Origin of the sequence: Streptococcus sp. 2154 (assembly GCF_013277255.1) — a bacterium.
GTDB lineage: Bacteria > Bacillota > Bacilli > Lactobacillales > Streptococcaceae > Streptococcus > Streptococcus pseudopneumoniae.
Window position 1 is genome coordinate 30,762 of the sequence record NZ_VMMK01000029.1, and the last position, 11,142, is coordinate 41,903.

Genomic DNA, 11,142 nt, shown 5'->3' on the forward strand with positions numbered 1-11,142 from the left:
ATTTTGACCAATTATTATTACACTTCCATTTTATCAAGTTTGTCCAAAAAAGTCTAGATTTTAGGACAAACTGATTATTTTACAATAAATAAAAATAGGGGGACACGAAATGGACACCAAAGCTAAAAAGTTCACACTTGCAACGATTTCAGCTCTATCACTTCTTGGGGTAGGAATTGTTACATCACAATCAGTAGTTGCTAATGATAGGCTGGTTTCCACTCAAGCAATCAAAGGTCAATCCTACAATATCTTAAACTCTGAGGTCACTAGTACTTCTTCTGGTACTACTCTAGTTGGGATTGAAGGGACTTTCTTAACGCCAGATAAACAGGCTATCTTAGATCGTATCAATGCTATTCGAAAAGAGGCAGCAGATGAAGGTCTAGTTACTAGCTATGTTCCGATCAAATGGTCAACTGAACTAGAAAAAACAGCCTTCGTTCGGGCAGCAGAAGCTTCTGTAACTAGGCATCATAAACGTTTATCTAATAAAGATATTTGGAGTGCCTGGCCTTCAGGGAATTTTTCACTAGCCGAAAACTTAGCTTGGAACTATGATGGATTTATGACAGCTATTAATCAATGGTATGACGAAAAAGCAGATTACGTCAAATCTCGTAGTGGGGCAAGTGTATCTGGTCAAACTGGACACTACGAATCCTTAATCAATTCAGAATTGACCTATATGGGTTTGGCAGCCTTTGAAAACCCTGTCACTCAAAATGGATGGATTACCATTGCACAAAGTTTCGGAACAGCATCTGGTGGCTCTGAAGAATTAGCTGGTGGTTATGGAAAGGCCATTCAATATACAGAAGCAAATTCTTCTCAGATTCAAACATTTGCGACTAAGGCGAATCTTTTTGACAAAGACTTGAAGGCAATCGGAACTCATACCAGTAAGAAAACAAAACAAGGTAAGTCTAACGGGACTAATAAACCAGGTTTCTTTTTTCAAATGCAAGATATTGGTAGGGGTATGGGTTTTTGGCAACAATCGGGCTCTCGTTGGTGGTTTATGCAACTTGATGGGTCTTACCCTTACAATCAGTGGGCAAAATTAGATAATATCTGGTATCACTTCGATAGTTCAGGCTGGATGCAGACAGGTTGGTTGAAAGACGGTAAGGCTTGGTACTATCTCGACGGTTCAGGCGCTATGAAGACTGGTTGGCTCAAAGATAACGGTAGCTGGTACTATCTCGACGGTTCAGGTGCAATGAAAACTGGCTGGATGAAAGTATCTGGTAAATGGTACTATGCCTATAGCTCTGGTGCCCTCGCACTCAATACGACGACCCCTGATGGCTACCGTGTCAATTACAACGGTGAATGGGTATAGGATAAGATTATAAAAAATAGATAAAAAGAAAAGGAATACAAAAATTATGAAAAAAATCGTTTTAACGACTACAGCAGTTTTATCACTTGTAGCAACAGGAGCTACAATTTCAAGTGTCAATGCTGCAGACATTCCAATGGTCAAAGTATGGTCTCCAGCAGCCAATGATTATGTTGAAGTCCCTGCTATTGGTTATCGTGATACAGATTTAGTCGCAACAGATGTGACGCTTGTAGAAAAAAGAAAAGCACAACTCGGAGCATTTTCTAAAGGTAATAGTGAATTTATAACGGTTGATTATGTAGACAAAGCTTATAGACAAGAATTTTCTAAGCAATTTGCAAGTTTTGAATCCAATGGTATCGCCACATTCAACGGTAAAACCATTGTCTTTAAAGCAACAGACTATGGTATCTATACCATGAAGTTTGAGCTAAATGGTACTCGCTATAAGTTAACTGCTGATGTCAGAGAAAATCTGGGAAAAGGTGGTCCTTTTTACACTTATGTAACCAAACTAGAAGTCTTATCAAATAATCAAGCAAATACTATCTCGAATACGAGTACTGAAAAACAAATAGAAGCAACAATTACAAAGGTTGAAATTGATTATTTTGGACTTAGCTTCGAAGGAAAAATTTCAGAGCCACTACAACACGGGGGAGATAAAGCCGCCAAAGGAAATATTACTTTAATTGATAAGGATAGTGGAAAAGTTGTATATCAAAGTCATAATGCGGTAATTTTTAGTGGTTTAACTAAAGACGTTAGTGACCAATTTCTAATCCCCTTAATTTATAGCAATAAATTTAAAGGTGATATTTTTGTTTCAAAACAGTTTCCTGCTGGAACATATATCTTGGAGATGTCTGGGGAAGCTGGTTCACCTTATGATCACTTAACTGATACAAGAAAACGTGTCTTTAAAGTTAGAAAAGAGGTGACTATCGGAAATCCTTCGAGAAATTCAAATATTAACACGACTACTCAATCAGGTTCGAATTCATCTAGCTCGTCAACTTCTACAAGTTCGTCATCTGGAAACTATTCTAACACGGATACAACCATGACGACCCATCAGTCTAAATCTACTTGGATGTATTCGAATGGTCGCTGGTGGTATAAACACGAAGATGGCACTTATACAACTAATGACTGGGAAAAAATCAATGGTGTTTGGTATCGTTTTGATAACTCTGGTTGGATGCAAACTGGCTGGGTAAAAGACAACGGCACGTGGTACTATCTCGACGGCTCAGGTGCGATGAAGACAGGTTGGGTCAAAGATAACGGTAGCTGGTACTACCTTCAAGATTCAGGAGCTATGAAAACAGGCTGGATGAAAGTATCTGGCAAATGGTACTATGCCTATAGCTCTGGTGCACTCGCAATCAATACAACTACACCTGACGGTTATCGTGTCAATTACAACGGTGAGTGGGTATAAAAACAATTTCAAATTGTAAGATTAAACATATGAAAAAATTATTTCTATTCAGTATCAGTATTTTAGCTATCTCCATTTTAACAGCTTGCCAACCTCAGAGTAAAAACACTTCCTCAGAAAGTTCTGAAACAACTACTTCTAGTAGCAGTTCGCCTACTTCCACATCAGAAGAGAAGAAAAATGATTACACCCTATATAATCCTGTCCTTAAAGAATATGCCAAAGTATTAGATGATTCATCAGCTTCACCTAAAGAGCTCAATTCAAAAGCAAACTTAAAAAACACTTATCCTAAAGAATATTCTGGATTACAGTATAGCTTGTATGATTTAGACCAAGACGGTACGGACGAACTTTTGATTGCCCTAAAAATGGATTCTAACTATTACGATTTATTAGATATTCGAACTCTTAAAAATGGTGAAGTTATTCGACTGACCAATGCAGAAAACAATCTGGACTTTATTGGAGAGCGAGTACATTTTAATCCTTTAGAAAATGGTTATTTTCAATTATCTACCCGAGTATCTACTAATCAAATCCAACTTAAACTATACAAGTTGAATCAGGATGGAACACGGTTAGAACTAGTCATTGAATCAGATACAGAAGAGGGACTGGGGACAAAACCACCTTCCCTTGACATAAGATCTTTCTTTTGGAAATCTGTCACAAGTCTCATAAATGGAGAAACAAGCCTTCCGTCAGAAAGTAAAGGGATGGATATTACTGCAATTCAAAATGGAGATTTTTCTAGTGTCGCAGGCACTTGGAGGAATCGTACAGGTATTGAATTCACCTTTGACAAAAATGGTTTAGTAAGTGATCATTCCAAGATTTCAATTGAACATGCTAAGGAAATTGACCACTATCTCAAGGCAAGTTCTGTTTCTAAAGATGGAGGTGCTGGTGCAGCTATTGCCTTTTTACCAGCAGGAATCCCTATAACCATGTCTGTCACCTCTTCTTCAGATAATGGCTATACTGACTCGTCTGATATTACACAAGACCGCTTATGGTTTGGACACCAACTTATCAATGGTAGTACCGAGGGATTTTTTTACAAGGTAGAATAGTTTTAATAGACTTACAAATTTATCAATAAGAATGTCGGAAAATTTTCTGATATTCTTATTTTTTTGACTTCCTTTTCGAATAGATAAGTAAGAGGAAAAAGAAAGGAGTTTGCTTTATGTATCTGCCAATTTTCTATTCATGGTTCATTAAATTATTTTTTAAATAAAATTTAATTTAGTTGTACATTTTTGAAATTTTTTTCGAATAGATAAGTGAGAAGAAAAAGAAAGGAATAAAATAATGAAAGAACATTATTACGGATTTGTTGAGCTAACTTCGGAAGAATTGACCGATATTCAAGGTGGAGAAAGTTGGGTGAAGACCCTTGCAGATTGGTACATTGGATTTCGTAGAGGTTTTGGTTTTTAGGAGGATAAGAGATGAATGAAATGAATGATAAGTATACTATTGAAGTATTAAAGGAGAGCGACTTAGCTTTGCTGGTGGGTGGTAGCAAGGAAAGTTATCAACGGGGTCTAATTACAGGTCTATTGTTACGCGGTATATTTATTGGAACCCCATTTTTTAGAAGATAAGATTTAGAAAAAATAGAACAAGAGGAGAAAAAAGATGACAAATTTTGACAAAATGGAACAGAACTTTGTAGCTCTTACAGAAGAAGAGTTGATGGATGTGGATGGGGGAGCATTGCCTCTTGTAATCGCCGGAGTGTCTATCTGGAAGATAGGTGCAGCAGTAGCAGGTGGAGCAGCAGCGCTTTTTGCTGGAGGAGCAGCTTTGGGGTATTATGCGAATAGACCATAATCTGATTGTAGTCAGAGAGGCATTTCTATGTTTTTAAAAAAAGAAGTGATATTATTAGGGGTATTGTTATCGCTACGTATTATTTTTACTATCGTTCAAATTTTAATTGATTATAAAATATTATCTGGACAGTATAGTATAAATTTTATGGATATTTCAGAAGTATTTACTTATCCAATACTCATTTTAATCATTTACATAGCAATAAAATATAATACAAAGGAGTAATGACGAATATGAACTTAGAACAATTTTATCAATTATCTGACGATGAATTAGTGGGAACAAAAGGTGGTTTTGGTCTTGCGGAAGCAGTTGGGATTGCAGGAGTACTGAATGCTGCTGTACAAATTTTTAATGCTGGTTACAAATTTGGTTCAGATTTTGCTCGTCGTGGGCGTTAGATAATGAACAGTCGCAACCTTAATCTCAATACATTGTTACCTAAACTAGCCACGATATGTCCTTTGTTGGGAATAACTCTTAATGTCGCGCTTCATGTGATTCGTACAGGTTCGTTAGTATCCTTTAATTGGCAATGGACTTTGGTTGGTTTGCTTTTCGCAGCATATTTTGGTATTTTTCGCAAAGATTTGTCAAAAAATAATCAAAACTATAAATGAAGAACATGAATCAAAAGGATTTTATGTATATGAATGGTAGCGTTTTTCCGCCATTCTTGTCAGGCAAATAGGAGTTTCTTATGAAAACATTTTTATTAGGTTTTGCTGAAGGGTATTTTATCGTATCACTCATAATCTACATCGCAACGTATTTGATGTTGAAAAATCCAATCAATACCCTATTTTATCCAGAAATTTACCCTATTTTATTTGGACTCTTTTATCTAGGATATAAGGCCAATAAAAAGCAAGTAGAGTGATCAGCTAAGAATGACTTGTTAGTCTGCGCTGAAAGTGGTTATGGTAGAATCTAAGAATGCATCACATTGGAGTTTAATATGAAATTTGTTAAATCAATACTGAAAGTTTGGCCTGAAATTATGGTATTACTTAGTTCGATGTCTTATATCATCATCAGATTAGTAGCTGATATGAATAAAGTATCTTTACCTACTTGGTTTGATAGTTTCAATATACCAACGATTGCATTATTTATGATGGTCTTCATTCTTTTATACAGAAGTAAAGAAAAAAAGAATGGATAAATTTGAGGTAGTAGACGTTCTATAGGGAATAGGTGTCTTATAGTAACGAATCAAAAAAAGGAGTAACTATGAATCGTAATTTAGAACTGTGTTATCTATTCTGACTATGAATAGATCATACCAGAGGTGGCTTAGAAATAGCAGAGACATTAAAAATTGAAGTAACTTTAAATAGGATGTCGTAAAGGTTACTATCAATGATTTATTTGTCCCAAGCTTGCCTAGGGTATCAGAAAAAAATCATTTTCCTTTCAATAGCATATTTTTAGTAGGTAGGACGTTTGTTCTGCCTATTTTTTGCCAAAAAAGTGTATTTGAGCTGTTTATTTGGAGTTTTACATGTATTTTTTGATAAAATTTGATAAAATAGGTATAGAAATTAGGAGAGTTGAAGAAAAGAAATGAAGAAGGTTTTAAGATATTTTTTAGTATTTGTTTTTCTATTTTTGATGAATATTTTCATCTTTAAGATACTAGCAACTCTGGGATTTCAGCTGAGAATGAGTGAAAAGAGTTATATTGTACCACCGCTGTTTTTGATTATCGTTTTGTACATGATTGACAAAAGAATTAGGAAGAAAAAGAAATCTTTGTAATCAACTTAAGGAGTATTACTATGGATGAGTTGAAACGTGAAATTGGTTATAAAATCAAAACTATTAGGCGATCTTGTGGAAAAACTCAGATAGATATTTGTGGTGATGAATCAGAGTTGACGATTCGTCAGCTAGCACGTATTGAAAATGGGCAAGCTTTAGCAACACTTCCTAAATTATTATTGATTGCGGATAAACTTGGAGTATCATTACAGAATATTGTGGATGTTAAGGTTATAGAGATTCCAAAAGGATTCCTAAAACTCAAAGATGAGCTGATTCATTCTCAAACCTACGCTGATAAGGGAAGAATCGAACGAAAAGAAGCTATACTTGAGGAAATATATGAAAACTATTATGAGAATTTGCCTGAGGAAGAGCAGTTAATTGTGGATGTGACACAAGCTCGTTTTGATATTTATGGTAGTTCAGATGTGACCTACGGTTTAGGGTTAGTGGAAGAATATTTCCAGCAGTTATTAAAAAAGAAATATTTTTCTGTAAATGATTTGTTGATTATTGAATTGTATTTCTTTTGTTGTGCTATGGGATTAGAAGATAAAGAACATTTTGAGGAGTTAGCTCAAAAAGTATTGCTATGTTCAGAATATGAAGATAAGGCTAGCCTAGCTCAGATGGAAAAAGTTCTTCTGAGCCTATTTATCCAAATTCAGACAGAAGATAGTCTGATATATATTCAAACATTTGAGAAAATTATTGCTAAAACAAGACATGTTTTTTACCGACCTCATCTATTTTTGCTAAAGGCAAAATATGCTTTATTTGTAGACAAGAATATTTTAGAGGCAGAAAGTTTCTATGAAAAGGCAATTTCTCTAGCAGAATTGCTAGATGATCAGATATTAGTTCAGAGAATCTTAGAAGAAAAACAAATAGATTTCCCAACAACCTGACTTCTAAGTCATGTTGTTTTTTTCATGTTTTTGTTATACTAAGCCTATAAAGAAAACGCTCTCAAAAAGAAAGGAGGTTTATTATGGTTGGAACGTTATTTGTCCCTTTAAGTATAAGAGTTTGGTTCTATCTATAATATCAGGTAGAGATTAATGGAATAAAGTATTCTTATATTGGATTAAAGGAATGTTTTAATAGGTTTCCTACATTAGTATAGAGGATGAAACTCAATTTTCAATGATATAAAAGAGTGATTTGGAGATTGTGAGGGTTGAGTATGTTTATTTATGATGTAGGAAGTGTAAACTAAAAAGGAGGTAGTAATCGTATAAAAGTTAAATAGACATTATCTTTTATTGAGTCTTAGTGATATAAAAGTAATTTGATAATCTAGGAAAATGTAGTAGTAATTTATTTATTATAGATATGTTAATAAAAGTAGTATAAAATATAGACGAACATTTGAAGAGAGTTAGGAATACAACATGTGCGAATTAACTCTCAATAAAACATACATAATATACAAAAGGAGTACACTAAAATGAAATCTAAAAGAATGGAATTTCATAATAAATTTCTCATTGTTTCAGCAATGTTAGCAGTCATTAGTTGGTTAAGCTTAGGTGTTGTTTCTTTTCCTATGTTGGCTGGGACATTAGGAATTTCGACAAAAGCTGCTGCTACTGTAGTCAATTTGATTAGTGCTTATAGTACAGTTACAGCAGTAATTTCAATTGTAGGTGCAATCACAGGAGTAGGTTCTATTGGTTCGGGTATTGCAGCAACAGTTCTTTATATATTGAAAAAGAAGAGTGCTGCTCAAGCAGCTCTATGGTAGAACTAGATGAAAATACTTTCTAAAAAAGAATGTGAAAGTATTTTAGGTTATCTTAATTTTATTGGGATAACCCTTTTGTTTTTTGTTATCATAAGTTTGTCAATCTATTTTAAAAGCTATCTTCCTTTTCAAGGGAAATTATTTTTACTTTTTTTGGTAGTAGATTACGCTACTTTGAATCGTTATAATATGAAACTGCCTATCCAAAGTAAAAAAATAAATACTTTCTATATAAGGAAAAACTATATTTTTCTCTATCTTCTTGCCATTGTCAAGAAATATTATTCTTTCCAAATTTTACAATCATTCATTTATTTATTTATTTTGTATTTTCTAGATATTATTGGATATTTTTATTTATACATTACTCTTTGTTTGATAGTTATTCAAATTATTTCTTTAATTCTACCTAGTTTGTTTTCAATTATAAGTAAATTGTTCTTATTTTTATCTATAGGACTATTGTCTATAGAACAAGGACAAGTTGTAATTTATGTCATACTACTCAATTATTTTATTTTAGTCATGGGGATATTAGATAATCATGCGAGTAATTTCTATTTTAAAAGCAGTCGAATGAGCCAAAAAAGATTTCGTAGCAGTCTATTTATATTGCTTCGTTTTTGTTGGTTAAATAAAGGGTTAACTTTTTCTTTTATTTTGATTAGTATTCTTCTTTCCTATCTATTTTGGTATATGATGACGATGTTATCAATTGATGGTACAAAAATACCAATATTGTTTCTTTATACCTCAATATATATCACATTAATGGAGGCAATAATAGGGAATCATAAATCCTCAATTGGGGTAGATCTAGCTTTACTTCAATTATCTGCTCTTAATCATTCTAAAATGAATTTCTTTTTTAAGAATGCACAACTAATGATGTTGACGCATTTAATCTCTTTCTTACAATTTTCATTGTTGTTATGTTTGATTCCGGTGACAAGTTATAGTAATGATATAAAAAGTATTTTGTTGAATTTGTTATTGATTCCATTCAATTATTTTATAGCCTATGTCTATTATAAGAAAGCTCTATTTTTAATTAAAGGTACAATTAGTTTATTGAGATGGAGTTTTCTGGTTTTATATTGTTTTCTGATATTATTTGTAACTTTAGTAGGGGGCATTAGATGAGAAAAAGTGGTTTTCTGATTTACTATGTGTTATTTTGTACGGTCTGTTTTTCACTAGGTTTACTTTTAAGCTTTATATTAAAAAGTGAGACTTTTGCTACTATACCTCCGAAACTGGAATTACAATTTACATTGACAGTTTTACAGGCAAATTCTACAAATTTTTTGCTATATCTATTCTGTTTTCCGATTTCGCCCTTATTGCAACTTTTTGATTTGCTATCTTTAGGAATACAATTGGGTATATCTGGTCAGATGATTGGAATAGTAGCTACAATAAAAGGAATATTACCTCATGGTCTTATTGAAATACCGAATTTTATTTGGTATCAAGGTATGAGTCAGTATCTTTTATACCGATTATTGAAGGATAGGGGAATTGAAAATATACTTATTTATATAAAAAGTAATTTAAAATGGTATATCATTTCTTATATTTTATTAATTTTAGCAGCGTTGATAGAGGGAATTAAATTATGAAAATTGAAAATGAATCTAAAAGTTATGATAAATGTATACTGAAAAATATATCACTAGAGATTGATAAGGGAATTTACAGAGTTGAAGGAGAGAATGGTTCAGGAAAGAGCACCCTTCTACAACTTTTAGCTGGGCTAGAGACTTTTGATAGTGGTTTAAAGAATTGTGTCTCCAAAGATGTACTATACCTTGATACCAATCAGCTTGGGGTTATTCCATTTACTATAGAAGAAAATTTGCAGTTGTTGTGTGATTCTTTTCAAATCCATCTATCATTTGAGGATAAAGAACAAATTAATACTTTTTTTGATAATAAAATCGGAGATAACTATATGACAGCATCTACTGGAACAAAATTCAAATTAGGCTTATCCTTAATTTTTGCTAAAAATTGGGATTATATTTTTATTGATGAGACCTTATCAACAGTGGATGCAAGAAGTATTGATATGATTGCTAAACGTTTAATTTCCATGAAAGAAAGCTCTACTATTATATATGTATCTCATAATTTATTGAATCAAGAATTGATTAGCAAATCTCAAAGGATTTTAATAGAGGAAGGACGGGTTTATGAAATTTCAAACAAATAATAGTTTATACAAATTAATGAATCTGATTATTTATCTTTTTCTTTTATATTTGTTTATTGATTTACTGATGAAGTCGGGAATTTTAGATGAACAAATTGATAAATTATCTGAACTATCTAATCTTTTTACAATTAAAATAGAAACAATATTGACAGTGATTTCTGTTGTTTTCACATTTATAGCAACTCTTATTGAATATGGATTTTCTCTCTTTCTGATTACATTATTTTTTGATAAGGATAAGAGGAACTTTGGAGATATTCTTTTATCTAAAAATATAACCTTAAGTTTTAGCATTTTACTTTGTTACTTATTTAATCCATCGGATATAAAGTTTGCTTATTTCAGCATATTGACAGTATTACTAATTGGGATAACAAATTATGCGAGATTTAAAAATTTAAGATTGACAGTAGTATTTTCTGTACCATTTTTATTTAATGCTATAGTGTCTATTATAAATAGTTTTTAGAAATACTAAAATTTCTTTTCTTTACTTAATAATGACACGAAATCATTTCGGTTTTATTAACTTGGAATTCTTATATTTTCTAGGTAGAACGTTTGTTCTGCCTATTTTCTTTATCCAAAAAGTGCAGTTGGGAGGGAGATAGGCGCATTTGGGGAGGAAGTCCAGTTTTTGTTTGAGGATTGGGGTAAGATAGTTGTTATCAGATGAGTTTATACTCTTCGAAAATCAAATTCAAACCACGTCAACGTCGCCTTGCCGTATATATGTGACTGACTTCGTCAGTCCTATCTACAACCTCAAAACA

At 32.7% G+C, this 11,142-nt stretch carries 18 protein-coding genes; all 18 read left to right on the plus strand.

Annotated elements, in window-relative coordinates; genetic code table 11:
* Positions 1 to 109 precede the first annotated feature (109 nt).
* Positions 110 to 1,345 carry a CAP domain-containing protein gene (locus HT693_RS12255; protein WP_138705021.1) on the plus strand — a complete coding sequence of 412 codons (1,236 nt, stop codon included), beginning with the start codon at positions 110 to 112 and terminating at the stop codon, positions 1,343 to 1,345.
* Positions 1,346 to 1,391: 46 nt separating this feature from the next.
* On the plus strand, positions 1,392 to 2,792 hold the full coding sequence (locus HT693_RS05345; RefSeq protein ID WP_119942189.1) for an N-acetylmuramoyl-L-alanine amidase family protein: 1,401 nt from the start codon (positions 1,392 to 1,394) through the stop codon (positions 2,790 to 2,792).
* A gap of 29 nt (positions 2,793 to 2,821) precedes the next feature.
* Complete coding sequence (locus HT693_RS05350) at positions 2,822 to 3,868, plus strand: DUF6287 domain-containing protein (protein WP_119942191.1); 1,047 nt, start codon at positions 2,822 to 2,824, stop codon at positions 3,866 to 3,868.
* A gap of 241 nt (positions 3,869 to 4,109) precedes the next feature.
* Entirely contained in the window at positions 4,110 to 4,238 is a 129-nt protein-coding gene (locus HT693_RS05355) for a smi_0059.1 family bacteriocin-like peptide (protein WP_000658224.1), read from the plus strand.
* Positions 4,239 to 4,249: 11 nt separating this feature from the next.
* Positions 4,250 to 4,405 carry a hypothetical protein gene (locus HT693_RS05360; RefSeq protein WP_001004584.1) on the plus strand — a complete coding sequence of 52 codons (156 nt, stop codon included), beginning with the start codon at positions 4,250 to 4,252 and terminating at the stop codon, positions 4,403 to 4,405.
* 34 nt (positions 4,406 to 4,439) lie between these two features.
* Positions 4,440 to 4,634: a class IIb bacteriocin, lactobin A/cerein 7B family gene (locus HT693_RS05365; protein WP_000180815.1), complete on the plus strand. Its 195-nt coding sequence runs from the start codon at positions 4,440 to 4,442 to the stop codon at positions 4,632 to 4,634.
* Between the two features lie 27 nt (positions 4,635 to 4,661).
* A complete protein-coding gene (locus HT693_RS05370; RefSeq protein ID WP_000478865.1) occupies positions 4,662 to 4,862 on the plus strand; it encodes a hypothetical protein in 201 nt (66 codons plus the stop codon).
* Positions 4,863 to 4,870: 8 nt separating this feature from the next.
* Positions 4,871 to 5,038, plus strand: a complete 168-nt coding sequence (locus HT693_RS05375; protein ID WP_001047582.1) for a class IIb bacteriocin, lactobin A/cerein 7B family — start codon at positions 4,871 to 4,873, stop codon at positions 5,036 to 5,038.
* 3 nt (positions 5,039 to 5,041) lie between these two features.
* Complete coding sequence (locus tag HT693_RS11955; RefSeq protein WP_078374288.1) at positions 5,042 to 5,257, plus strand: bacteriocin immunity protein; 216 nt, start codon at positions 5,042 to 5,044, stop codon at positions 5,255 to 5,257.
* Positions 5,258 to 5,337: 80 nt separating this feature from the next.
* Positions 5,338 to 5,517 carry a hypothetical protein gene (locus tag HT693_RS05380; protein WP_000846989.1) on the plus strand — a complete coding sequence of 60 codons (180 nt, stop codon included), beginning with the start codon at positions 5,338 to 5,340 and terminating at the stop codon, positions 5,515 to 5,517.
* A gap of 78 nt (positions 5,518 to 5,595) precedes the next feature.
* The gene (locus HT693_RS05385; RefSeq protein WP_000673799.1) at positions 5,596 to 5,802 is read left to right on the plus strand and encodes a bacteriocin immunity protein; all 207 of its coding nucleotides are present in this window, start codon (positions 5,596 to 5,598) and stop codon (positions 5,800 to 5,802) included.
* 401 nt (positions 5,803 to 6,203) lie between these two features.
* Positions 6,204 to 6,398, plus strand: coding sequence for a hypothetical protein (locus HT693_RS11960; RefSeq protein WP_000757183.1), 195 nt, complete (start codon positions 6,204 to 6,206; stop codon positions 6,396 to 6,398).
* Between the two features lie 20 nt (positions 6,399 to 6,418).
* Positions 6,419 to 7,312 (plus strand): XRE family transcriptional regulator, encoded by an 894-nt coding sequence (locus HT693_RS05390; protein WP_000343887.1) that lies wholly within the window; start codon positions 6,419 to 6,421, stop codon positions 7,310 to 7,312.
* A gap of 542 nt (positions 7,313 to 7,854) precedes the next feature.
* Positions 7,855 to 8,151 (plus strand): uberolysin/carnocyclin family circular bacteriocin, encoded by a 297-nt coding sequence (locus HT693_RS05395; protein WP_000837727.1) that lies wholly within the window; start codon positions 7,855 to 7,857, stop codon positions 8,149 to 8,151.
* Positions 8,152 to 8,157: 6 nt separating this feature from the next.
* Positions 8,158 to 9,294, plus strand: a complete 1,137-nt coding sequence (locus tag HT693_RS05400; RefSeq protein WP_000698830.1) for a hypothetical protein — start codon at positions 8,158 to 8,160, stop codon at positions 9,292 to 9,294.
* Positions 9,291 to 9,773, plus strand: a complete 483-nt coding sequence (locus tag HT693_RS05405) for a stage II sporulation protein M (protein ID WP_001232096.1) — start codon at positions 9,291 to 9,293, stop codon at positions 9,771 to 9,773. Before HT693_RS05400 ends, HT693_RS05405 begins: the two co-directional genes overlap by 4 nt.
* Positions 9,770 to 10,366, plus strand: a complete 597-nt coding sequence (locus HT693_RS05410) for an ATP-binding cassette domain-containing protein (RefSeq protein ID WP_000687786.1) — start codon at positions 9,770 to 9,772, stop codon at positions 10,364 to 10,366. The genes HT693_RS05405 and HT693_RS05410 overlap by 4 nt, the downstream gene beginning before the upstream one ends.
* Positions 10,347 to 10,838, plus strand: coding sequence for a hypothetical protein (locus tag HT693_RS05415; protein WP_000671988.1), 492 nt, complete (start codon positions 10,347 to 10,349; stop codon positions 10,836 to 10,838). The genes HT693_RS05410 and HT693_RS05415 overlap by 20 nt, the downstream gene beginning before the upstream one ends.
* Positions 10,839 to 11,142 lie beyond the last annotated feature (304 nt).